The organism is Neotamlana sedimentorum (assembly GCF_000943565.1).
GTDB lineage: Bacteria > Bacteroidota > Bacteroidia > Flavobacteriales > Flavobacteriaceae > Neotamlana > Neotamlana sedimentorum.
Window position 1 is genome coordinate 313,552 of the sequence record NZ_JTDW01000004.1, and the last position, 26,043, is coordinate 339,594.

The window sequence follows — 26,043 nt, forward strand, 5'->3', positions numbered from 1 at the left end:
ACATGAGGAAAATAAAACTATCTATCCTAATAATTTTAAGTGGTCTTTTTTTTAAAGCTGAAGCTCAAGATCCTGTTTTTACACAATACTTTTTGGTTCCAGAAACGCTAAATCCAGGATTTTCTGGTTTTGAAGATGCCACGTATTTTGGTGTTTTGCACCGCACGCAATGGCCAAGTTTAGATTTACGTATAAATACGCAATACGCATTTATTAATACGTGGATTGAAAATTTAGATAGCGGCGTTGGCTTTAGTATTTTAAATCAGCATGAAAACAACACCAATTTTAACCATTTACAAGCCAATGTTAATTACGCTTATATTGTGCGGTTAGGTAACGATTGGGCGTTTAGACCCGCTGTAGAATTAGGTTTTGGAACGCGATCGTTCGATTTTAGTGGCATTGTTTTGGGCGACCAATTGAATATTAATAGCGGTACAGTTAGTAACTCCTCTTCCGATCCGTTTGCCATGAACGCTAACGATAACAAAACGTTTTTCGATTTTACAGCTGGCTTTGTCTTCGACCAACAGAATATTTACAACGACACCGATTTATGGTTTGGTTTTGCCATAAAACACCTTAACCGACCAAATATTTCGTTTGTAGAAAATAGTCATGCGCCTTTAGATATTTTTTACACCGTACATGCTAATTATAAATTCCCGTATTTAGACCGTAATAAAATACAAGTGTCTCTAAATTACATGCAACAAGGTGAATTTAACCGATTAGATATTGGAACAAACATAAAACTTAGTAAATTATTTGTTGGTGCAACGGCAGTAACAAACCCGAATAAAAACCATTCGCAAAGTCATTTACTCACATCTGTCAATACTTTTATTGGTTTAGAATATGAAAAATTACGCTTTGGTTTTTCTTACGATTTTAATACCACAAACATTGGAAATACCAACGGTGTTTACGAAATTTCACTAACCTATTTAGCAGGATGTTTAATTTGTAGAGACCCTGCTAGAATGGAGCGTAGAAAGTAGTTATTTGGGTTTTATAACACTCAGCATTTGTTTAGCAAACTTTACCAAACGCCAATTATGATGCGTTGTTGCGTGCTCTAAATTACGTATACATTCAGCATTACAAGCTTCTATTTGATGTAAATACTGGAATGCATTCATTCGGGTTTCGTATCCGTAATTTTTACTTGTATAATTTGTTAGCTCGTTTAAGTATTTTGCTTTGATTTCAGGTTCGTAGTCTTCGGTAACTAATGCCAAGGTTAACCATAAAAGTCTAACATTTTTATCGTTAAAGCCTACTATTTCTTTCGTTTTATTCAAATAATTTTGGCGCTGCGCCGGAAAATTTCTCCATAAATTAAACAAAGCCGCTTCAATAGTTACATACGATTTATCGTCGAGCAAACTTTCATAATCCGTTTTTATTGATGGCGAAATATTAGTCACATATTTTGCAATGGCTTGACGCACTTTTAAAGGATTCTTAAAATCGGCAGCAGTAATTTTATCTGGAATTTGCGATACTACTTTAGCTTTAGCTTCATCGGAAGCGTAATACTTCAAATAGTCTACACATTTTGAGCTATAAACCTCGCAATCTACCTTGAGATACTCATTTATATAAGTCGATTTTTTTAAGCTTAGTAAAGCATCATCATAATTAAAGGTTTCAGCTATTAACCAAGTTTCTACAAACTCCGATAAATCAGTTTTACTATATTTTTCAACTTCAGTTATAAAATCATTCGTTTCAACATTTTCAAATTTGTGTTTCTTTAAATAGCTTTTAACTGCTTTTTTAAAAGGCTTATCCCCTACTTTTTCTCGTAAGGCATGCAATACCCAAGCACCGCGTTTGTAAAATGTTGTACTACTCGCTTTTGGATTTAGTAAAGATGTTCCTGCTCCTGCTTTATCTTGCTCGTATAATTCTTGCGCATATTCGTAAAGTTGCCAGAAATAATGGTTTTCTCCAAACACATCTTTCTCCGCCAATAAAGCATAATACGTCGCAAAACCTTCTTGCAACCAATGGTGTGTTCCCGAAGTTTCGGTAACTAAATCACCAAACCACTGGTGTGCAAGTTCGTGCGCATTTACATTAACATAGTTTTTATCTACAAAACCCACATTATCAACCATAAAAGCATCAGAAAAAATAGTACAGCTTGTGTTTTCCATACCGGCATACAAAAAATCTTTTACAGGCACTTGCTTATAGTTTTGCCAAGGATAGGCAACTCCAATTTCATCTTCAAGAAAATCGAACATCTGCTTGGTGTAACGGTATGTTGGTTCTACTTTTAAAGTATCATTAGGGTAATAATACATTTCTAAAGGAATACCGCTTTTAGCAGTTTCAACGTTTTTCTTATACTTACCAACAGCCAAAGCCACTAAATAACTACTCATGGGTTTGCGCATATCGTAATGCCAAGTGGTTTTATTAAGACGCTCTTCTTTTCCTATTAACTTTCCATTGACTATAACTTGATAATCCTTGTCGAATGTCACGTTTAAATCGAACTCTATTTTATCGTTCATATCGTCAATACTTGGTAGCCAATTACTGGTGTATTTACCTTGTCCTTGCGTCCAAATTTGCGGACTTGTATTCGTCATACTGAGAGCAGTCGAAGTATCACAATCAATGAAATACATGGCTTTTTTAGGTGAAGTTTCCCAAACTATTTCTAGTTTGTGTCTTGTTTTTGCTTTGAATTTATGTTTTACAATAAAATGTTTACCATCGTATAAATGGCCTTCAATAGCATCATTTAAAATATATTTAATTTCTGAAAAATGTTGAGCATCTAAAAAAATTGAATCGGTGTCTTTTAATATTTTCAACTCGTAAATCGCTTTTCCTTTTACTTCTTTATTTTGAAGGTTGCCAAAGGCAATTGAAGCTCTGCAAGATTTAAAATCAACGTAATCAGTTTGTTGCGAAAAACCAAACCAACAAAAGCATCCAAAAACAAAATACAGTACATTTTTCATAACATAACTTCATCAAGTATAAGACCAAAATAGCACTTTTAATCTTAAACGAAATAACTTAAATTCGCTTTTATGTCTGTTAACCTTCAAACACCCATAGATTATTTAAAAGGCGTTGGGCCTAATCGTGCTACTTTGCTAAAAAGCGAATTGGGTATTTACACTTATCAAGATTTAATTAACTTATTTCCAAACAGATATATTGACAGAACACGTTATTACAAGATTAATGAGCTGCAACAAACCAATGCCGATGTACAAATTATTGGAAAAATTACAGGGTTTAAAGAAGTAGCTCAAAAACGTGGTAAACGACTTGTTGCTAATTTTCAAGACGACACAGGTATTATGGAATTGGTTTGGTTTCGTGGCCAAAAATGGATTCGAGACAACCTTAAAACCAACAAACCTTATGTTGCTTTTGGCAAAGTAAATTGGTTTAGCGGTAAATTTAACATGGCGCACCCTGAATTAGAGTTGCAAGAAGAACATGAAAAAAACATTCGTTCGGCTATGCAACCTATTTATCCTTCAACAGAAAAGTTATCAAATAAAGGCATTACCAATAAAGTGGTTAACAAAATAATGCAACAACTTTTTATTGAAACGAAAGGCCGTTTTGTTGAAACTTTATCGCAACCTATTTTAAATGAATTAAAGTTAATTAATAAATCTGAAGCCCTTTTTAACATTCATTTTCCTAAGAGTAGCGAGCTACTTCATAAAGCACAATTTCGATTAAAATTTGAAGAATTATTTTACATACAGTTACAATTAATCATTAAAAATTTAATGCATAAAAAGAAAATTAAAGGGTTGCCATTCGAAAAAGTTGGCAACTATTTTAATACCTTTTTTAGCGAGCATTTACCCTTTAATTTAACCAATGCACAAAAGCGTGTTTTAAAAGAAATTCGTGCCGATTTAGGTAGTCAAGCACAAATGAACCGACTATTGCAAGGCGATGTGGGTTCTGGCAAAACCATAGTGGCGTTAATGTCAATGCTCATGGCGCTTGACAACGATTACCAAGCCTGTTTAATGGCGCCAACTGAAATTTTGTCAGTTCAACATTATAATGGATTGCTTGAGTATTGTAAAAAACTGAATATCAACATAGAAATACTAACTGGTTCAACTAAAACTTCAAAACGAGTAAAAATTCATGAAAGTCTTGAAAATGGCGAATTACAAATATTAATTGGAACTCATGCCTTACTTGAAGACAAAGTAAAATTTAAAAATTTAGGGCTCGCTATTGTCGATGAACAACATCGATTTGGCGTGGCACAACGTAGCAAATTATGGAAAAAAGGACCAACAAGCCCTCCTCAATCCTCCCATGTAGAGGAAGCCAAAAATGATATGACCGTCATCCCACCCCACATTTTAGTGATGACTGCAACTCCAATTCCGCGTACCTTGGCTATGTCTGTTTATGGTGATTTAGATATTTCAATAATCGATGAATTGCCTCCGGGGCGTAAACCAATTAAAACCGTACATCGCTATGATAAAAACAGACTTAATGTTTTCCGATTTATTCGAGATGAAATAAAAAAAGGCCGACAAGTGTATGTTGTATATCCATTAATTCAAGAAAGCGAAAAAATGGATTACAAAGATTTAATGGATGGTTACGAAAGTATTTCTAGAGATTTCCCCATGCCCGAATATCAAATTTCTATTGTTCATGGGCAAATGAAGCCCGACGATAAAGAATACGAAATGCAACGTTTTATAAAAGGCGAAACACAAATTATGGTGGCAACAACCGTTATTGAAGTTGGTGTTAACGTGCCAAATGCCTCGGTAATGATAATTGAAAGTGCCGAACGTTTTGGTTTGTCGCAGCTACACCAATTACGCGGACGTGTTGGGCGTGGAGCAGAACAGAGCTATTGTATTTTAATGACTGGACATAAACTTAGCAACGATAGTAAAACCCGTTTAGAAACTATGGTACGTACCAATGATGGTTTTGAAATTGCCGAAGCCGATTTAAAACTACGCGGTCCTGGAGATTTAATGGGTACACAACAAAGTGGTGTTTTAAACCTTAGGATTGCAGATATTGTAAAAGATAATGCTATTTTAAACAGTGCCAGGCACTATGCGAAACTAACCTTACAAAACGACAACAACTTATCTGCTCCAGAAAACCAAGTCATTTTAAACACATATAAACAACTCGCTAAGTTTAAAAACATTTGGAATTATATTAGTTAACTAAAATTAAACTCCTTTTAATTAGCATCTTAACGAGAACTTTAAAGCACCAATTAAACTTGCCAAGTAATTGCTTAAATTTGCTGCTTTCAATAAACATGTCTTAACAATAAGAATGATTCATATTCACGAAAAAACATTACAAGATTTAGAATTCCCTAAGGTTTTACAACAAGTAAGCGAACATTGTATTACCGAATTAGGTAACACCAAAGCGCTGGAAATTTCACCTTATAAAACTAAAGAAGAACTGTTTTTCTCGTTAAATCTAACCAACGAATATGTCGCGTCATTTACCAACGAAAACCGCATACCAAATCATGGTTTCGATGATATTACAAAAGAGCTTAAGCTTTTAAAAATTGAAAACACTTATTTAGAAGTACATAGCTTAAAAAAAATTGTAGCTATATCATCCACAGCAAACGAAATTGTTGTATTCTTAAAAAAGTTCGAAGAGTATTATCCAACACTTTGCGCTTTTGCTTCTCATATCGAGGTTACAAAACTTATTATTGAAAAAATAAACAGTATTGTAGACCGTTTTGGTGAAATTAAAAACAATGCTTCTGCGCTTTTAGAGCAATTAAGACAAGCTATAAACATTATAAAAGGTAAAATTAATGCCAGTTTTACTTCGGCATTAACAACCTATAATAATCTAGATTATTTAGATGATATTCGCGAAACTGTAGTGGAAAACCGCCGTGTTTTAGCCGTAAAAGCCATGTATCGTCGTAAAGTTAAAGGCTCCATAATGGGCAGTAGTAAAACAGGAAGTATTGTTTATATTGAACCAGAAACTACATTACAACACACCAGAGAATTAAGCAATTTAGAATACGAAGAAAAAGAAGAAATTATTCGCATTTTAAAAGAAGTCACCAATTATATTCGTCCGTTTTTACCGCTTTTAAAAGATTATCAAGCCTTTTTAATTGAACTTGACGTAATTTCCGCGAAAGCGAAATACGCCCAATCTTTAAACGCTATTTTACCGCATTTTTCGGAAGATAAAAGTATGTTTTTACGCGATGCTTACCATCCGCTACTCTATTTAAACAACTTAAAGAAAAAGGAAGTTACCTATCCGCAAACTATAACATTAAAAGCAGATAGCCGCATTATTGTAATTTCTGGACCAAATGCCGGTGGAAAAAGTATCACCCTAAAAACCATTGGCTTACTTCAAGCTATGTTGCAAAGTGGCATGTTAATTCCGGTACACGAACGTAGTTCGGCGTATATTTTCGATAGAATTTTAAGCGATATTGGCGATAATCAATCCATTGAAAACCATTTAAGTACTTACAGTTACAGGTTAAAACAAATGAATTACTTTTTGCGTAAGTGCAACAAAAACACATTGTTTTTAATTGATGAGTTTGGAACAGGTAGTGATCCTGAATTGGGTGGTGCTTTGGCCGAAACTTTTCTTGAGGAATTTTACCATCGTGAAGCTTTTGGAATAATAACAACCCACTACTCTAACCTTAAAATTTTAGCCAACGAATTACCACACATGTTAAACGCCAACATGTTGTTCGATGAGCGTACTTTAGAACCTTTGTTTAAACTGGTTATCGGTCAAGCCGGAAGTAGTTTTACGTTTGAAGTCGCCCAAAAAAACGGCATTCCATATAGTTTAATTAATCGAGCTAAAAAGAAGATAGAGCGCAGCAAAGTACGCTTTGATGCTACTATTGCTAAGCTTCAAAAAGAACGATCGAAGCTTCAAAAAACAGGAGAATCGTTAAAGGCAAACGAGAAAAAGAAAAGCGAAGAAGCCGATAAACTTGAAGAAATTAACGGGAAAATTCAGAAGAAATTAGAAAGCTATCAAGAATTATACGATAGCAATCAACGTTTAATTTACTTAGGACAAAAAATTGACGATTTAGCCGAAAAATATTTCAACAACAAACAAAAACGCGAGTTAATGGGCGAGCTTTTTAAACTGGTTCAAATTGAAAACTCTAAGCGTAAACGTAAAACAGCGAAACAAAAAAAGGTTGAAAAAGCTAAAGAGCAAAAAGTAAAACAAGAAGTTGAAAAAAAGGTTGAAGTCATTCGAACCAAAAAGAAAAAAGAAAAAGAACTTAAGGCAAAACAACCACCAAAGCCAAAACCTATTTTAAAAGTTGGCGACCGTGTACGTTTAGAAGATGGGCGATCGGTTGGCTCGATTGATAAAATTGAAAAAAATAAAGCTGTTGTAAACTACGGCATGTTCACCACAAATGTTAGCATCGATCAATTAGAATTGGTTGAAGCTAAAAAATAAATTTAGTATATTTCAAATAAAATGAAATTGATTACCAACTACACGCTAAGCCTACTAATCTGCTTTTTATTTAATTGCAGTTCGTCTGAAACCATAACCGAAAAAGAAGAAGTTATAAAAGATGAAATGCTAGATGATGAAAACGATGATAATGAGAATGATAACAATAACGAAGAAAATGTAATTTGGAAAAACTGGTATTTATCTGTGCCTATAAATCGCGGTGATGGTAGCGCAACTTCAATTTTTTATGAAGCTATTGAAAACGATAATTTAACAGCTGATCAAAAAGAATATTTTTATAAAAATGATGATGGCAGTTACACCATGTATACCAAATTTACAGGTTATACAACGTCTGGCGAGTCTGAATTAGGTGATAAATATTGCAGGACAGAACTTCGTGAATATTGGCAAGGAAACCAAACTACTACCGATAATTGGTCGATGGAAACCGGAACTCATATTTTAGAAACCACCATGAAGGTTGATTTTGTAGAGGGAAACGGAAGAACCATTATCGCACAAATACACGGAAAGGAATCGGCAGGTATTTCAGGAAATCCGGCCACCGTAAAAATTAGATGGAACAGCGGAACCATTCAACTTGATTATTATACAAAACCAGATGCTGGAGAGGCATGGACAAGTGCTTTCGATGATAAAATTGATGTTGCCAATGTTGGAAATGATATTTTTACTTTTAAAATTAAAATTGAAAATGGTAAGTTTTACTATGCCTTAATTTGCGAAGCGAAAAGCATAAATATTGATTATACATTTGTTTACGATTATGTTGCCAATGGTTACGTACACGAAAATTATTTTAAAACAGGAAATTATTTTGGTTGGCACGACGATTATGAAAAAGCCGCACAAGTTACGCTGTACAAAGTAGTTACCGAGCATAATTAAAGCAACAGCCAACACCAAGTTGAATCCCAACTTAAGGTGCCAGCTGTTTTATTAATCAAAATTTAGTATTTAAATTTCTTTTACGGAAACTTCGGTACAAAATCCTGCGAAGGTTTTAGAGCAATAAGCTTCAAAATAGTAGTTTTTTGTTACATAATCTAAATCGAATTCTCCCATGGTTTTCCATGTTAAATCCCATAATTGAAACTGTACTTTTATATCGTGCGCTCCATTTGGTGGACTTTGCGAGTAGTTTACTTTCTGGTCTTTTAAAGTGGTCCAACCAGAATACTTACGGTCGTCGTCGTCATTTGCACCGAAATAGGAATATCTAAATCTTATGCTGTAAAGTCCAGTTGTACGTTTTGCATAAACGTTTTTATGATTGTACGGAAATTCTCCACAAGTTTCAATTTGATAATCGGTGTTATAACCCATTTTTGCAATGCGGTTGTCTTTTAAATATTTAATAGTGTAACCTATTGGCGCACCTGGGTTTTGGCGGCTATAAAGGGCATTTTCGGTGATTACATAATTTAATCCGCCTTCGGTATTTTCTTCAATGCTATCGCCTGTAATAACGCTTGTTGCTACTTCGGCATTACCACCAATAGTTACCACATTAAATGTAGATTTCGAAATTACTTTTTTATAACTTGCCGATAATGTTCCATCGTAATCACCAGCACCCGTAGCGTAAGATAGTGCGGCTTCCAAACTAACGTCGGTTTCGGTATCGGTGGTTTCCATTCTTATCATTATTATGCGGCCGTATTGCACAGAGTGCACATAAGCTGGTGGATTATCGCTATTCATCGCCGCTTCAATAGTTTCCAAATCTGCATTACTACCAAACACAGCCGATGGTGTTTCTGGCGTATCCATAGTAACTTCGTAAAAAATTTGTCGGTATAACAATGCTGCAACTCGTTTTTCGGTTGTTTTATTATAGCTGAAACTAGACTCAAAACTAGATCCAGAAGCCCATTCGCCACTAATGCCTAAATCTAAACTCATTTGTTCAGATGAGTGCGCTTCTGTTTTTTCAAAATAAGTATCGGCATCAATTTCGTAACCTTGTGGTTGTACGTTTGCATTCCAATGCTCCAAAGCTTTATCAATTCCAGCTTGCACATTTGTGTTTTGCCCAGGATTATCAATGGTAATATTTCCATCTTCTCCTATACCAGGTAAATCTACTCTTAAACTTACTGCAGCGCGCGGAACTTGTAATGGCTGTGGCGCGCCTCCTAGCATATCGCTGTTACCTATTACCAATGCTCCAGGATAAATAACGCCATTTCCAGGATCGAACATAACAACATCTTCAAAATTTGAACGAATATTGTAATATTGCGTAATACACTGGTTTACCATACCTTGGTATCTGCTAGACTGTTCTGATGAGTTATAGTTATTTTTACCCGTAGTGGTTTGTACATTTAACAAATCGTCTGGATTGTAGTTTAAATTTGTTAAATAATCTTCAATTGCTTCGGCAGTTTCGCCAGAAACACTTTTACCTATCTCATCTATAGTTTCTTTACTACAACTAAAGATGCATAAAAACATAACTAAGCAGGCTAATTTTAATTGGGGAATTGTTGTTAATAGCTTTGTTTTCATAATATTAGTTTTTGTGATTCAACACTTCAAAATTACAAGACACACAAGCTGTTTTCTAATTTTAGACATGGACAAAGTATGGACAGTTAATAGGATTTTACCTAAAATACACCATGGACGCTTCATTTTTCACAAAGTAATACCCAATATTTAAATCGCTAAAAATCAATCAATTAAATCAAAATAAAGCATCTAAAATTGTGCTTAAACTATAGATTTTATATGGACAAGCACATTTTGAGTAACGGACAACCATTTATTTTGAATTGATTTTATAAGTATCTTAGTGCTAGCTAATAACCATAATTATGAAACCGTTACACTACGCCTTATTCATTATCTTTTTTGCTCAAATAGGTTTTTCTCAAAACACAAAACTTATTGATAGTTTGAAACTATCATATAAATCACCTTTAAGTATTATAGATAAAATTAAAACAGGGAATTTAATTGTTCAAGAATTGAAACATAAAAATCCTGAAGAAGCATATAATTATATTGATGACATGCTAAGTGCCTCAAAAGAAAACAAATACAAAAAAGGTATTGGAGTAAGCTTAAGAAACAAAGGGTATTATTTTAGATTTAAACCAAATGCAGATTCTGCAAGATATTATTTTAAAAAATCTCTAAAAATTTTAAGTGAAAACGATAATAGCTTAGAAGCAGCCAAAACCTGCGAAGAGTTTGCAACGTTTGAGTGTGTTCAAGGGAACTATAATAAAGCAATAGAAATTTCAGATATAGGCTATAATCATGCTAAAGCAAATAACAATGGTGAATATATGGCTGTTGCTCTTAACAGAAAAGTAACAACTCTTATGGATAAAGGTGATTTTAAAGAGGCAACTATAATTAATCTATTATCACTAAGTATAATTGATTCTTTAAAACGTAAAAAACCTCTACTAAAAGCTGTATCTCTTGGTCATAAAGCGAGAATAGAAATGTTAAGAGGGAATTATAAACTTGTACTCGAACCATTATTAGAATCGATAAAAATTCTGAAATCAATAAAAAACACAAAGTGGCTTGCCGTTAATTTTATGGAAATTGGAAATGCTTATTGGTATTTAAACGACTATGATAATGCCTTAAATAGTTACACGACAAGTTTAAACTATTCTAAAGAAATAAATCGTAAAGACTTCATTTCGATGAATCTTTCAAATATTGCATCATTGCAAATAAAAAAAGGTAGTTATAACGAAGCATTAAAAACACTTTTAAGTTCTGTTCCTATTGAAAAACAAATAGGTTCAAAAATCAATCTAACAATTGCTTACAATAGTTTAGGAGAAGTATATTCTCTTAAAAAAAATTATGCCGAATCGCTAAAATATTATAATCTAGGAATACAGCTAGCTGATTCAATAAAAGCCACAGATGTAATTCTTGATAGTTATTTTGGGCGTGCTGAAACTTATGAAAAGCAAGGGAACTACAAAGCTGCATTGGCAGACAGAAAAAAATTTCAAGTTATAAATGATAGTATTTTTAACAAGACAAAATCAAAACAAATAGAAGAATTAAAAACCATTTACGAAACCGAAAAAAAAGAAGCCCAAATCGCTTTACAAAATGAAGAAATAAATACTTTAAATGTTCAAGCAGAAAACGATAAACTTATAAAAACCCTTTATGCCATTGGCATGTTTTCGTTGTTAGCTATTGCTGGTCTGCTCTATTTCGGATTTAAGCAACGCATTAAAAAGAATAAACTAGCACGCGAAAAACAAGAAGAAATTTACAAACAAGAAATAGAATTCAAACAAAAAGAACTCGCTAGCCAAACTTTGCATTTGGTACAAAAAAACACGTTTATACAAGAACTTAAAGAGAATTTAGAGAAAATTAAGCAGTCGCCAGAATTGTTTAAAGTAGAATTTAGGCGCTTAGTTATGCTGCTTAAAAAAGAAAGTGCCGAAGATAAAGATTGGGAGGTTTTTAAAAGCTACTTCTCTGAAGTACACAATAATTTCGACAACAAACTAAAAGCCATTTATGCCGATATTTCGGAGAAAGAAATACGATTAGCCTCGTTTTTGCGCATGAACCTATCTACCAAAGAAATTGCATCGATGCTTAATGTTTTACCCGAAAGTGTTTTAAAAAGTAAATACCGACTTAAAAAGAAACTAAAACTCGATAAAGAAACAGACCTTGGAAGTTTTTTAAATGGTTTGTAAAAGACCTACCTTTGTAATATGGAAATACCTATTCCAGATAACAAAAAACTAATACTCTTTGATGGTGTTTGCAACCTATGTGATAGCTCGGTGCAATATATTATTAAGCACGATAAAAGCGATGTGTTTCGATTTGCCGCTTTACAAAGCGAAATTGGAATGCAAATTATTGAAAAGCATAACATTGATACAAAAAAAACCGATTCAATTTTACTTTACGTACCCAACAAAGGCATTGACTATAAAAGTACGGCAGCTTTAAAAATTGCGTTTCATTTAGGTTTTCCTATTAATTTAATGGCTCTATTTTTAATTGTACCTGCCTTTATAAGAAATTGGGTTTACGATTTTATTGCCAAAAACCGCTATAAATGGTATGGTAAAAAAGAGGCTTGCATGATACCAACCCCAGAACTTAAAAGTAAATTTTTAGACTAATTTTAAGGGTGTTTTCCATATAAATTTGTAATTATAATTAAGTACTTATACGTATTGTAAAATTATATTTTTTACACTAATTTTACAGTAACAAATTTAACAACAATTACTTACATTGTGTTTCATTGTTTTCCTTCCCTTTAGAATTTGGACCATTCAATAACAAACTGCTGTTATTGGTATTAAACTTTACCACTAAACCAAAACGTTATGAAAACCAAAATTATAACGGTATTTTTAATTTTAATACTGCCTATTTTTACTTTATTCTCACAAGATTCAACCAAAGTAAAACAAACGCCTCCTTTAAAAACTCAAATTGAAGAAATTATAGACGATAATTACATTCGGATTCCTAAAAAAGATTTCGATACCATTTTAGAAAATAGACTGTCGAACCTAGTAAACTCAAAAATCAATACGCTGATTGGTATAACCGCCGGATTAATAACTTTGCTAAGTTTATTTTCTATTTTTCAATTTAATAAATCGAAAGTATCCAACGAAAAACTCATTCAAGCTGAAGTTAACATTGCAGCTAAAGAATCCATAGTTGAAATTCAAAAGTTCTACAAAGAAAATATTGAAAGTAAATTATCGGAAATAGAAAAACGATTTGAGCAAAACATTGAACTTTTAAAAAAAGAAAATAAGAGCAGCCTAAACCAAATCCACGAACAAATTGAAAAGGCCAAAACTCAAGTAAAACGCGCTGAAGATTATATTACAAACCTAGAAATTGAAAGCTTAACAAAACTTATTGTAAACGATAATAAATACGAAGTTCCAGAAGATTTAATAAGAACACAAAACCTTTTAAATGATGTTGAATCTACAAACAACACCTTTCAAATACCAAGTGTTGTAAACCTTTTAAGTTATATTTATTATGGTCAAAAACAATACAATGAGGTTAACGAATTAATCTCTAAATACGAAAAAGAATTTAAATTAAAATCTACAACTTATATAAACGGAGCTTTAACAGCTTTTAACGATTATCACAATTACAACTCTATTAACCAAAGGTTTAAATGTATGGAATATTTAGATAAGTCTTTAGAGTTAACACAAGGTTACGGCCAAGCATTAGCTCTAAAATTAGAAGTTTTAATGATGGATATTTTAAGAACTGAAGACGAATTAAAAAAACAAGACATTAAAGCCAGTGCACAAAAAGTTATAAAAGGCATCCTGAATAGTGAAAATAAAGCTCCTGCCTACGAAACTTTTTCGAGGTTAGAACGTGATGCTAAAAACCTAAATTTTAAAAAATATGTATCTCAATTGTTCATTGAGCTACCTAATGATATGGATCTTATATTTATAAAAGCCAACGAAGCCGCAGATATTTTAAAAACTAAATACTTTATTCTCAATGACTTTATAAATTGAAATGAATCTTTTAATCAACCAAACTGCCCCACTCTGTCCAAGAGCCATCATAAACCGAAACGTTTTTATAACCTGCAATTTCTGCTCCTAAGGCCAAAACACAAGCTGTAATTCCAGACCCGCAAGAAAAAATTATAGAATCTTCTGGTTGTGCCACTTTACTGAACTCAAATTTTATAGCTTCTTTAGACTTTAAAAGTCCGTTTTCTATTAAATTAGTGAAAGGTAAATTAACCGAATTCGGGATGGTTCCAGACCGTAAACCTTCACGCGGTTCTGGCACTTCACAATTAAATCGCCCTGCCGAACGAGCGTCAATAATATTATGAGTTTTATTTTCTGAAACGGTTTTAACATCATTAAAAAACTGCATAAAACCGGGTTGAAGTTCTGCATCGAAATCACCAATTATTCCAGAATAAAGTTTTGATGATTCTATGGGGTAATTTGACTTTAACCATTCTGGTAATCCGCCATTTAAAATAGCAACATTATTAAAGCCAAAAGCTTTGAATAAATACCAAACTCTTGCTGAAGAATAAATGCCTTTATCATCATAAACTACAATGGCACTACTATTCTTTATTCCTAAATTTCGAGCTTCTTCTTGAAATTGGGTTTCTGAAGGAAATGCGCTTGGAAAATCGTTTGTAGTATCGCTAAACTTTTGTTTAATATCGAAAAACCTTGCAGAAGTAATTTGCGGTAAATCTGCACTTGGTGTTTTAGCTATTGTACCATCTAAAACCACTAAGTTTTCATCATTTAAATTATCATTTAACCAATTAACTGAAACTACAGGTGAATTTAATTGCATTATATTTTATTTTACTTCATCATAATGATCATCCCATTCTTTGGGTTTTGGCTCATGTATTTTTCCTAATGATTTAGCTACTAATAAAGATACTGTAGCATCGCCAGTAACATTAACTATGGTTCTGCACATATCTAAAGGTCTGTCTACAGCAAAAATTAAAGCAATACCAATTGGTAAAAACTCTGCAGGAAACCCAATAGTTTCAAGAACAATTACAAGCATTACAATACCTGCACTTGGCACAGCGGCACTACCAATAGATGCTAAAACTGCTGTTCCAATAATCATGATTTGGTTTGGTAACGTTAAGCCTTCTACCCACAAAACTTGCATTATAAAAACAGCGGCAATACCTTGGTATAAACTTGTACCATCCATATTTACAGTAGAACCAATTGGCAGAACAAACCCTGACACTTCTTTATCTACACCTAAATGTTCCTCTACACGCTCCATAGTAACTGGTAAAGTGGCTGCAGAACTACTAGTTGAAAATGCTAAAAGTTGCGCTGGACTAATTTGTTTTAAGAACCAAATTGGCGATTTTTTCGCAAAAACAGCCACCAAAACTAAATAGAAACAAATCATTAAAAGCAAACCAAATAAAACACAACCTGCATAATATAACAGTTTCACTAAAATCTCTACATCATCAAAAGCAATAATAACATTAGCTAAAAGTGCAAAAACGGCGTACGGAGCAAAAAGCATAATTAAATCGACCATTTTCATGACGACTTCGTTTAGCGAATCGAAAAACTTAACTAATGGTTTTGCTTTTTTCTCACCAATTAGCAGTAAACAAATACCAACAAATAAAGAAAAGAATATTACTTGAAGCATAGATGCATCAGCAAAGGCTTTAAAAATATTACTTGGAAAAATATCGACTAATGCTTGCAGTGGTCCTGCATCTTTTTGTACTGCGGCTTTACTAATTTTATCGGTTACGCCTGCATCGTTAGCATATTTTAGCTTTATTTTCTCGATTGTTTCCTGGGGCATTCCATTTCCTGGTTTTACAACGTTTACTATTGCTAAACCTAATAATACTGCTACAACTGTGGTTGCCATATAAATTCCTAAGGTGCGAAGCCCCATATTCCGTATTTTAGATATGTCTTTTAAGTCGGCTACACCTTTTATTAGTGAGGCAAGAATTAACGGAACGGCTATTAATTTTAATAGATTAATAAATATGGTTCCGAAAGGAGAAATCCAATTAGTAACAAATTCTTTTCCATCACTTATTGAGTTCATGATAAATCCGAAAATGATTCCTAAAACCATTCCAATAATAATTTTCCAGTGTAACGCGAGTTTCTTCATGTAGTTAGTTATGAGTTATTCGCAAACAAGATAAGTATTTTTAGGCTTTTGTTGAAGAATTCGTAAGCATTTTAGCCCCGATTGAAACGGCATCCTTTTTAATACTTTGATTTGTAACTCTTTATTATTTAAACAAAAACAGGACAATTAATAAAAATTATCCTGTTTATATATGGTGTTTTAAAAAGATATAGTTGAAAGCGGGAAAAAGCTACTAATTATGCATTTTATTTATTAAATAAAAATCTGCTAAAACTAGTGCTGCCATAGCTTCTACTATAGGTACGGCGCGTGGTACTACACATGGGTCGTGGCGCCCTTTACCGTGCATTTGTACAACTTTACCTTCTTTATCTATGGTTTCGTATTCTTGAATTAAGGTTGCTACTGGTTTAAATGCTACACTAAAATAAATATCCATACCATTGCTTATACCTCCTTGTATTCCGCCCGAAAAGTTTGTTTTTGTTGTGCCATTTGTGTTAAATGCATCGTTGTGGTCGCTACCAAACATGGTGCTTCCGTGAAAACCACTTCCGTATTCGAAACCTTTAACGGCATTTATTGATAGCATGGCTTTACCTAACTCGGCGTGTAACTTATCGAAAACTGGCTCGCCTAAACCAACAGGTACATTTTTAATTACACAGGTTACTATACCGCCAACAGTATCGCCTTTACTGCGTACTTCTTTTATAAATGACTCCATTTTTGTTGCCATCTCTGTGTCTGGACAACGCACAATGTTAGATTCTATGTTATTTAAATTAATATCGGTATGTGGTTTATTTAATTTAATAGGGCCGACACCAGAAACATAAGCTTTTATTTCAATGTTTTTTAGTAGTTGTTTTGCTATGGCTCCTGCCACTACTCTACAAGCTGTTTCTCGTGCAGAACTACGACCACCACCACGATAATCTCTAAAACCATATTTTTTATCGTATGTGTAATCGGCATGACTTGGCCTGTAGCTATCTTTTATATGGGAATAATCGTGTGATTTTTGGTTGGTATTTTCTATAACAAAACCAATTGGTGTTCCGGTTGTTTTTCCTTCAAAAATACCTGAATGAAATTTAACCGTATCGGGTTCTTTACGCTGTGTTACAATTGCAGATTGTCCTGGTTTTCTACGGTTTAATTCGTTTTGTATAAAATCAAAATCTAATTCAATTCCAGATGGGCAACCATCTATTACACCACCAAGAGCGGGACCATGAGACTCACCGTAAGTTGTTAGGTTAAAAAGTTTTCCGAAAGAATTTCCAGCCATAATACAATTTTGCTGCTAAGGTAATTCTATTCTTAGAAATACTGAAATAAATTTATTTTGAAAACAACTTTATACTCAATTTTGATAACCTTAAGTTAACAAAAATCTGATATACAAATAATTATTACATAATGGTTTAATAATATTAGAATGTGTTATTTGTATTCATCAAGACCAATTAACATTGAAAATAAAAAGAAAAGTAGAAATTGCCGTAATATCTGATGTTCATCTTGGAACTTACGGGTGTCACGCTAAACATTTATTGACTTACTTAAATAGTATTGAGCCAAAAAAACTAATTTTAAATGGCGATATTATTGATATTTGGCAATTTAGTAAGCGTTATTTTCCTAAACCACATTTAAAAGTTATTAAAAAAATAATGGACTTTGCCTCTGAAGGTGTTGATATTGTTTACATTACCGGAAACCATGATGAAATGTTACGTAAATTTAGTGGCACATCTATTGGCAAAATTTCAATTGTAGATAAATTGGTTTTAAATTTAGATGGCAAAAAAGCTTGGTTTTTTCATGGTGATGTTTTTGATGTTTCTATACAAAACGCTAAATGGCTTGCTAAATTAGGTGGTTGGGGTTACGATTTGCTTACATTATTAAATCGAGGCGTTAATTGGTATTTAGAAAAACGTGGAAAAGAGCGCTATTCGTTAAGTAAAAAAGTAAAAAACGGCGTAAAAGGTGCTATAAAATATATTAATGATTACGAGAAAGTTATTTCTGAAATTGCTATTGAAAATGGTTACGATTATGTAGTTTGTGGACATATACATCAACCAAAAATGGAAATTATTGAAAACAAAAGCGGGCAAACTACTTACCTAAATTCAGGTGATTGGGTGGAGAACTTTACGGCCTTAGAATACCAATTTAAGCGTTGGAAAATTTACAATTACAACAAAGACAAATTGGCTCCTTTTGTTGTTGGAGATGAATTTGAAAATCTAGAAATCAACGAATTAATTGCTGCAATCACCATTGTAGAACAAGAAAAAAAGAAAAAGAAAAAGAAGAAAAAAAAATTAGACGATTAAAGCTTCATTTAAAATAGTTACAGGATGCTTTGCTATTTTTTTTGTTCCATCTTTTATTTGATGTCTACAACTTGTTCCGTTTGCTGAAATTATAACCTCATCTAATGCATTTTGAACTGCCGGAAACAAAGTTTGACTGCCTATTTCCATACTTACGTTGTAATGCTCTTTTTCGTAACCAAAACTTCCAGCCATACCACAGCAACCACTTGGTATAATGGTAACTTTATAATTTGTTGGTAAATTTAATACTGCAAAACTAGATAATTGATTGGTTAATGCTTTTTGATGACAATGGCCATGGAATTTTACAACTTTTACTTCAGTTGTAAACTGTTCTGCTTTTATATACCCCAATAATATTTCTTGTTGTAAAAATTCTTCAATTAAAAACGTGTTTTGGGCAATCGCTTCCGCGGAAGCGTTATCATCTGCTAATTTTAAATATTCATCTTTAAAAGTTAATATTGCTGATGGCTCAATGCCTATTAAAGGTGTATCTGCAGTAATTTTATCTTTAAATAATGCTATATTTTTGTTGGCTACAGTTTTAGCTTGTTTTAATAAACCTTTTGAAATGAATGCTCTACCCGATTCAAAATTATTTAAAATTTCAACTTTATAGTTTAAAGCAGATAATAGTTGTAGTGCATCTTGACCAATTTCTGAGTCTAAAAAATTTGTAAACTCATCATTAAACAAATACACCGTTTTTATATATTTTTTTACTTCAGAATTTTTATTAAATGCTTTATAATAGTTTTTTAAGCTAATATTAGAAATTAAAGGTAAACTTCGTTTTGCCTCCACACCACTTGCCTTCTTTATAATTGATGATGTAAATTTATTTGTAAACATGGCATTTGAAACCCTTGGAAACATACTAGCATAAGTATTTAACTTATTGTTGTATGCAAACAACTTTGTGCGCAAGCTAACGCCATTTGCTTTTTGATATTGGTATTGAAACTCCGCTTTTAAACTAGCTACATCTACACTACTTGGGCATTCACTAGCACAAGCTTTACAACTTAAACATAAATTAAAAACGTCTTTTAATTCTGAGTTATCAAATTTATTAGCTTTACTCGAATTGGTTAAAAACTCACGTAACGCATTGGCTCTTGCTCTTGTGGTGTCCTTTTCGTTACGCGTTGCCCTATAACTTGGGCACATAACACCACCAAATTCTGGTGCTTTACGGCAATCGCCAGAACCATTGCATTTTTCGGTTTCTCGTAAAATACCTTCTGATTTAGAGAAATCTAGAAAAGTTTCAATTTCCGGTTCTGCTCTATTTGCAACGTAACGCAAATTTTTGTCCATAGGTAAAGCATCAATAATTTTACCTGGATTAAAAATATTATCGGCATCAAAAACTTGTTTAATATGTTTTAAAATGTTGTAATTGGCTTCACCAATCATTAATTTAATAAACCCCGACCTTACAATACCATCGCCGTGTTCACCACTCATTGAACCGTTGTATTTTTTTACTAAATGGGCTACATCGGTAGTTATTTTTTTAAAAAGCATTACATCTTCTGCTTTTTTTAAATTTAATACTGGTCGTAAATGTAGCTCTCCTGCTCCGGCATGGGCATAATAAATTGCTTCCTGATTGTAGCCATCCATTAAATTTGTAAAATCTGATATATAACTAGCTAAATCTGCTACAGATACAGCCGTATCCTCTATACATGCCGCAGATTTTTTATCACCAATAATATTCCCTAACAAGCCTAAACCTGCACTTCTTAGGTTATTAGCTTTGTTTATATTAGGCCCAACAAGTGTGGGGTACGCATAACTTAAACCAGTCTCCTCTATATCTGCAATTAGTTTTTCAGCCTGTTTATTTACATCGTCTAAGCTATGAGACCGTAGCTCACACATTAAAATGGCTTTAGGATCACCTTCAATAAAATACCGGTTTTCTTGTTGGGTTTTGTTATGCTTTGTACAATCTAAAATGGTTTTATCCATCATTTCACAGGTGTACAAATTATGCTTCATGGTCATGGCAACACTGCGTAAACAGTTTTCTATGCTATTAAAATGTGCTGCTACCATAATGCTTTTCTCTGGAGGCAACACATCTAGTTTTAATGTAATTTGCGTGGTAAAAGCTAATGTACCTTCGCTACCACAAAGCAGCTTACATAAATTAAACTTTTGTGAAGATGTATTAAACAATTCAGATTTTATTAACTCATCTATAGCATAACCTGTATTTCTTCTATGAATTTCTGGTTTAGGAAAATTTTCTTGAATTTGCTTTTGTACAACTTCGCTATTTAACTCTGAATAAATGGTGCGGTATATATCGCCTTCTAATGTCTTTAATTCTAGCTTTTTTTGAAATTCGTTTTTAGAAAGCTCACCAAAAACCACCTCACTTCCATCGCTTAAAATAGTATGCATTTCCAAAACTTTATCGCGAGTTACACCATATTGAATTGATGTTGTTCCAGAGGAATTATTACCAACCATTCCTCCAATCATACATCTATTTGAGGTAGATGTATTGGGGCCAAAAAAGAGACCATAAGGTTTCAAATAATTATTTAAAGCATCTCTAACCATGCCTGGTTGTACAGTTATTGTTTTTTCTTTTTCATTAAAATTTATAATTTTTGTGAAGTGTTTAGATACATCTACAACAATACCATCACCTACACATTGTCCAGCTAAAGATGTTCCTGCAGTACGCGGAATTAAAGATGTTCTATTCTGTTTAGCATATGCAATAAGCCATTTAATATCTTGAATATCTTTAGGGTAAGCTACAGCTTCTGGCAGAATTCTATATACAGAAGCATCGGTAGCGTATATAGCTTTTAATAAATTATCGAAGTACAATTCTCCGGATAAATTTGATTTTAATTGTTTTAAAGACATGTTGTAATTTAAACTTCTAAGAGGATAAATATAAATACATTTTTAGCGTTATTATTGCAAAACCAAATTTTAAAATTTACTTAACATCTATTTTGATTAACAATTCGTAAATTACATTAAACAAAAAAACAACTTTATGAAAAAATTATTTTTATTATCATTAACAATTTTAGGTTTTGCCACTACAATAAATGCACAAAACATTGCTGAAAACGCTATTGGTTTACGCCTTGGAGGAAGTGATGGTTTAGGCCCAGAAGTATCGTACCAACGTGCTTTGTCTGATAATAATAGACTTGAATTAGATTTAGGATGGAGAAGCGCAAGAGATTACGATGGTTTTAAACTTACAGGTTTATACCAATGGGTTTGGCCTATAGAAGGGGATTTTAATTGGTATGCCGGTGTTGGTGGTGGTTTAGCTGCTTACGATTATGATGCTCGTTATTTTAACGACCTTGATGAAGATGATGGTGAAACATTTATTTTTGCTGCTGGAAATATTGGTATTGAATATGCCTTTGATTTCCCGTTACTACTTTCATTAGATTTTAGACCAGAAATAGGTTTTGGTGATGATTTTTATGACAACAATGATTTAGATTTTGATATAGCACTTGGCGTGAGATACCAATTTTAAATAAACGCTAAATAAAACTTAAAAAGCACCCAAAATTGGGTGCTTTTCTATTTTATTCTTATCTTAATATATATGAAAATGAAATATTTAACCATCTTTACATTATCATTAATTACGTTAGTGTATGTGATAAACAAAAACCATATGTTGAAGGATAAAATTATACCTGCAAGTATAAAAGAAGAAGTAGAAACTGCATTAGAGTATTACCCTGAATTAAAAGACACACATATAGAATTTAAGTTTAAAAAAAATATTAAAAAATCTACAATGCAAGCACAACCTAAATTAAGTAGTTTTTTTAAAACTAAAGCCCATCGTTCTTATGTAATTTTAATTAGTGAAACGTTTAAAATATCCGATAAGAAATTTTTTACCAAGAACATTCCGTCTGATATTTTAATAGGTTGGATTGGGCATGAACTCGGGCATATAAAAGATTACCAAAACCAAAGTACTTTAAATTTAATTGGTTTCGGTGTTAAATATCTATTTTCAGACAATCATATCGTTGAAGCTGAACGAGCTGCCGATACTTATGCTGTAAAACATGGAATGGCCAGATACATTATTAAAACCAAAAACTTTATTTTAAATAATGCAGATATAACAACAGCTTATAAAAACAGGATAAAAAAATATTATTTGTCTCCAGAAGAAATTATGGAAATTGTAGAAACTAACTAAACAACTATTCATGATAAAAATTGCAATTGTAGGTTTTGGCCCAAGAGGATTACATGCTTTAGAGCAACTATTATTGAATTTGAGTAAACATGGCTTTAAAAGGAAATTTGAAATATCAATTTTTGAAGTTAATACAGAGTTAGGAACAAGCTTTGTTTGGAATACACACCAACCAGATATAAACTTAGCAAATATTTCTAATAAACATTTAAAAGAGTTAAATGGACGACCAAAAATTGAAATAAATAATATTACAATTCCTAATTTCCCTAATTATAACCAATGGAATAAAAATAAAAATACCGAAAATAACATTGCAAACATTGAAACGTTCCCATCTCGTAACTACATTGGAAAATATTTAAGTGAACGTGCAAATACTTTAATAAGCATCTTAAAAAATGCTAAAATTGTTACTGTAATTAATTCTTGTGTTACAGCTATAAATTTAAATGAAGACAAATTTAATGTAACTACCCAAAACACAGACTATTTTAATTTTGATGAAGTTTTATTAACCGTAGGGCATCAACCAACTAAAATTGATGCTGATATTTTAGAGTATGAAACCCAATTACCTTCTTCTACTTTTAAATGCTTTTCTGAAACATATCCTATTAAAAATATTATAGATTCTCATGACATAAATGAAAACCATAATGTAGCCATACGTGGGATGGGGTTAGCAATGTTAGATGCTATGAGAGCCTTAACCGTAGCAAGAGGTGGTTGTTTTAAAATTGAAGACAACCATACTTTAAAATGTAACTTTTCTACGTCGTATAAAGTACCCCAAAAAATAGTTTTATATTCACTTGATGGTTTAATAATGGCTCCAAAGCCACTAAATGAAACTATTGATAAATTATTTGAAATAAATGAAAAGCAAGCAGACTATTTTAAAAACAAAACACAAGCTGCCGCAAATGGATCTTTATCTGTAAACGATAATTATTTTTTAAAGCAAATAATTGCTGATATTGCAACTGAAGTATATTTAAAAATAGAAAATCGTTATGCTCCTGAAATAAATGATACAGATACTATTAAAACGTGTATTATTCATTGGTTAGATAATCAAAAATATAACCATGAATTGATTGAAAGCACAGATAATAAGCCAGAATTAATTATTTCGAATTTTGTTGAAATGGCTTGTAATCGGCATGCTGTGTCTTTAGATTATTGTGTTGGACAAGTTTGGAAACATTGCCAACCAATTTTGTATAAAACATTTTCGCATGCCAAAATATCGGAAGAAGTAATAGCTTCGGTTATTTTATTAGATGAAACATTAAAGCGATATTCCTACGGGCCGCCAGTACAAAGTATGCAACAACTTTTAGCTTTGCATAAAAGTAATATTGTGTCGTTTCAATTCTGTGATAATCCTAAAATATCAACAGAAAAAAATGAGCTTATTTTCACAAAACAAGTAGATTCTACAACCGTTAATGTTTTAATAAATAGTGTTTTAAGTAGCCCAAAAATTAACGAAGTTACCACCTTAGTTATAAAAAACTTATTAAGAAACGATTTAATACAACCTATACACTCTAAATTAGGAATTCACACAAATAAAGATGGTACTGTAATATCTAAAAACACATCTAAACCAATTAATATATCTGTTTTAGGAAGACTTGCCAAAGGCAGTGTTGTTGGCGTTGATGCAATTTTAGAATGTTTTGGCTCCAGAATTAACGATTGGGCAATTGGTGTTATAAAACGAATCTCAAATTAATTTTTATTAATAAAATTTTCCCAAGTTTCAAATTTATCTTCACCCATTACGCGTTCCATTTTTATTTGGCCACCTTTCTTCTTGTTTTCGGCATTCCACTCATGAAACATTTCAGGATTTATAATTTTTACTTTAACACCATGTAATGCTTTACTTCTGGCTACTTTGTAGTTTTTATTAGCTTCTTTTAGTAAATTATCTAAAGCTTCAGCCACTTCATCTTCATTTAAATTTTGATTATCTGCTCCTATGTACCAAAAATGATAAAATTCGTCATCTTCTCCCCTTTTGGCACAAATAGTATATTCTGTAATTTGGGTATCAAATCTTTCTTCTAAGCCCTTCATTGCATCATCCATTTTATTAACTGAGAGTTGAGACCCAACAGTGTTTAAAAAGAATTTTGTTCTACCAGTAATTTTAATTTCTGCACGCTCAACATCAGTAAATTCAATTGTATCACCAATTAAATAGCGCCATGCACCACTAACAGTACTAATTATTAAAACATAATCTTGATTTAATTCTACATCGCTTAAAGTAACCACTGGCGCATCTTGAGATAAAGAACCGTCTGGATTTATATATTCTGGTTTAAACGGCACAAACTCAAAGTAAATACCTTGTTCTGTATTTAATTGCATCGCATCGGTTTCTGGACGCACTTGTGTAGCCATATAACCTTCGGAAGCTAAGTAAGTATCTATAACCGTAACAGGTTTTCCCATTAAGGCATGAAAACTTTTTTCGTAAGGCCCAAAAGCAACGCCACCAGAAGTATAAACGGTTAGATTAGGCCAGATTTCGTGAATGTTATCTAAGTTATGATAATCTATTACTTTTTGAAGCATTAACTCAATCCAAGACGGGATACCACTTAACGCGCCAATATCCCAATCTTTAGCACGTTCTGCTATACGCTGAACGCGATCATCCCAATCGTCAATTTTGGCAATATTTTCTCCTGGTTTGTAGTAACCTTTAAACCAAAACGGAATGTTACTTGCGCTTATTCCGCTAATTTCACCTTCAAGAAATTCATTGTTCTCTTCTAAATCGGTGGAGCTACCAAGCATCATAATTTCTTTTTCAAAAAAATCTGCAGGAAAATCGAAGTTATTTAATGATAATACTTGTTTTATTCCTGAACTTCTAATGGCATCAACCATGTCGTCAGTTACAGGAATACGCTTACTTGTTTTCCCTGTGGTACCAGAACTTAAGGCAAAATATGATAACTCTCCAGGCCAAGTTACATCAGTTTCGCCTTCATGTAATTTATGCCACCATGCATCGTTAATTTGGTCATAATCGAAATAAGGAACAGCATCAGCGAAAGCTTTTTCTATATTATCAGCATTTAAAATTGCTTCAAAATTATAGTATTTACCAAACTGCGTGTCTTTCGCTTTATTTAATAATTTTTTTAATTCGTTATGTTGTGTTTCAACATGATTTACTTCTGAAGAAAAAACGCCTTGTAAATCGATTATACCTTTAATTATACTACCTAATATTGCCATTTA

Annotated in this window: 18 protein-coding genes; 11 read left to right on the top strand and 7 right to left on the bottom strand. The window is 32.5% G+C overall.

What is annotated here, in order from left to right:
* Positions 1–2: 2 nt before the first annotated feature.
* Positions 3–1,004 carry a PorP/SprF family type IX secretion system membrane protein gene (locus PW52_RS06295; RefSeq protein ID WP_044632072.1) on the top strand — a complete coding sequence of 334 codons (1,002 nt, stop codon included), beginning with the start codon at positions 3–5 and terminating at the stop codon, positions 1,002–1,004.
* On the opposite strand, the gene PW52_RS06300 is transcribed toward PW52_RS06295, so the two are convergent.
* Positions 1,005–2,987 carry a M1 family metallopeptidase gene (locus PW52_RS06300; RefSeq protein ID WP_044632073.1) on the bottom strand — a complete coding sequence of 661 codons (1,983 nt, stop codon included), beginning with the start codon at positions 2,985–2,987 and terminating at the stop codon, positions 1,005–1,007.
* Positions 2,988–3,059: 72 nt separating this feature from the next.
* On the opposite strand from PW52_RS06300, the gene recG reads away from it, so the two are divergent.
* From recG to PW52_RS06315, 3 genes are all read left to right on the top strand, one after another.
* Positions 3,060–5,216, top strand: a complete 2,157-nt coding sequence (gene recG, locus PW52_RS06305) for an ATP-dependent DNA helicase RecG (RefSeq protein ID WP_044632074.1) — start codon at positions 3,060–3,062, stop codon at positions 5,214–5,216.
* A gap of 115 nt (positions 5,217–5,331) precedes the next feature.
* Positions 5,332–7,500, top strand: coding sequence for an endonuclease MutS2 (locus tag PW52_RS06310; protein ID WP_044632075.1), 2,169 nt, complete (start codon positions 5,332–5,334; stop codon positions 7,498–7,500).
* A 21-nt stretch (positions 7,501–7,521) separates the two neighbouring features.
* Complete coding sequence (locus PW52_RS06315) at positions 7,522–8,415, top strand: polysaccharide lyase family 7 protein (protein WP_044632076.1); 894 nt, start codon at positions 7,522–7,524, stop codon at positions 8,413–8,415.
* Positions 8,416–8,484: 69 nt separating this feature from the next.
* Here the strand turns inward: PW52_RS06315 and PW52_RS06320 are convergent, their stop codons facing one another.
* Complete coding sequence (locus PW52_RS06320; RefSeq protein ID WP_044632077.1) at positions 8,485–10,041, bottom strand: thiol-activated cytolysin family protein; 1,557 nt, start codon at positions 10,039–10,041, stop codon at positions 8,485–8,487.
* Positions 10,042–10,349: 308 nt separating this feature from the next.
* Here PW52_RS06320 and PW52_RS06325 point away from each other — a divergent pair, with 308 nt between their 5' ends.
* The 3 genes from PW52_RS06325 to PW52_RS06335 all read left to right on the top strand — a co-directional run bounded on the left by PW52_RS06325 (position 10,350) and on the right by PW52_RS06335 (position 14,063).
* On the top strand, positions 10,350–12,230 hold the full coding sequence (locus PW52_RS06325) for a tetratricopeptide repeat protein (protein WP_044632078.1): 1,881 nt from the start codon (positions 10,350–10,352) through the stop codon (positions 12,228–12,230).
* An 18-nt stretch (positions 12,231–12,248) separates the two neighbouring features.
* On the top strand, positions 12,249–12,668 hold the full coding sequence (locus PW52_RS06330) for a thiol-disulfide oxidoreductase DCC family protein (RefSeq protein WP_044632079.1): 420 nt from the start codon (positions 12,249–12,251) through the stop codon (positions 12,666–12,668).
* A gap of 210 nt (positions 12,669–12,878) precedes the next feature.
* Positions 12,879–14,063, top strand: a complete 1,185-nt coding sequence (locus tag PW52_RS06335) for a hypothetical protein (protein WP_044632080.1) — start codon at positions 12,879–12,881, stop codon at positions 14,061–14,063.
* Between the two features lie 10 nt (positions 14,064–14,073).
* Here PW52_RS06335 and PW52_RS06340 read toward each other — a convergent pair whose 3' ends face one another.
* The 3 genes from PW52_RS06340 to aroC form a co-directional block, all read right to left on the bottom strand.
* Complete coding sequence (locus PW52_RS06340; protein ID WP_044632081.1) at positions 14,074–14,880, bottom strand: sulfurtransferase; 807 nt, start codon at positions 14,878–14,880, stop codon at positions 14,074–14,076.
* Between the two features lie 6 nt (positions 14,881–14,886).
* On the bottom strand, positions 14,887–16,212 hold the full coding sequence (locus PW52_RS06345) for a dicarboxylate/amino acid:cation symporter (RefSeq protein WP_044632082.1): 1,326 nt from the start codon (positions 16,210–16,212) through the stop codon (positions 14,887–14,889).
* 214 nt (positions 16,213–16,426) lie between these two features.
* Positions 16,427–17,488 carry a chorismate synthase gene (gene aroC, locus PW52_RS06350; protein WP_044632083.1) on the bottom strand — a complete coding sequence of 354 codons (1,062 nt, stop codon included), beginning with the start codon at positions 17,486–17,488 and terminating at the stop codon, positions 16,427–16,429.
* 184 nt (positions 17,489–17,672) lie between these two features.
* On the opposite strand from aroC, the gene PW52_RS06355 reads away from it, so the two are divergent.
* Positions 17,673–18,545, top strand: a complete 873-nt coding sequence (locus tag PW52_RS06355; protein WP_044632084.1) for a UDP-2,3-diacylglucosamine diphosphatase — start codon at positions 17,673–17,675, stop codon at positions 18,543–18,545.
* Here PW52_RS06355 and PW52_RS06360 read toward each other — a convergent pair.
* On the bottom strand, positions 18,534–21,446 hold the full coding sequence (locus tag PW52_RS06360; RefSeq protein WP_044632085.1) for an FAD-binding and (Fe-S)-binding domain-containing protein: 2,913 nt from the start codon (positions 21,444–21,446) through the stop codon (positions 18,534–18,536). The genes PW52_RS06355 and PW52_RS06360 overlap by 12 nt on opposite strands.
* A 136-nt stretch (positions 21,447–21,582) precedes the next feature.
* Between PW52_RS06360 and PW52_RS06365 the strand changes: the two genes are divergently transcribed.
* The 3 genes from PW52_RS06365 (at position 21,583) to PW52_RS06375 (ending at position 24,517) form a co-directional block, all read left to right on the top strand.
* Positions 21,583–22,086, top strand: a complete 504-nt coding sequence (locus tag PW52_RS06365; protein ID WP_044632086.1) for an outer membrane protein — start codon at positions 21,583–21,585, stop codon at positions 22,084–22,086.
* Positions 22,087–22,164: 78 nt separating this feature from the next.
* A complete protein-coding gene (locus tag PW52_RS06370) occupies positions 22,165–22,773 on the top strand; it encodes a hypothetical protein (protein ID WP_165586764.1) in 609 nt (202 codons plus the stop codon).
* 10 nt (positions 22,774–22,783) lie between these two features.
* Positions 22,784–24,517 carry an FAD/NAD(P)-binding protein gene (locus PW52_RS06375; protein ID WP_044632087.1) on the top strand — a complete coding sequence of 578 codons (1,734 nt, stop codon included), beginning with the start codon at positions 22,784–22,786 and terminating at the stop codon, positions 24,515–24,517.
* Here the strand turns inward: PW52_RS06375 and PW52_RS06380 are convergent.
* The gene (locus PW52_RS06380) at positions 24,514–26,040 is read right to left on the bottom strand and encodes a GH3 family domain-containing protein (RefSeq protein WP_044632088.1); all 1,527 of its coding nucleotides are present in this window, start codon (positions 26,038–26,040) and stop codon (positions 24,514–24,516) included. The two genes, PW52_RS06375 and PW52_RS06380, sit on opposite strands and share 4 nt — an antisense overlap.
* Positions 26,041–26,043: the final 3 nt, after the last annotated feature.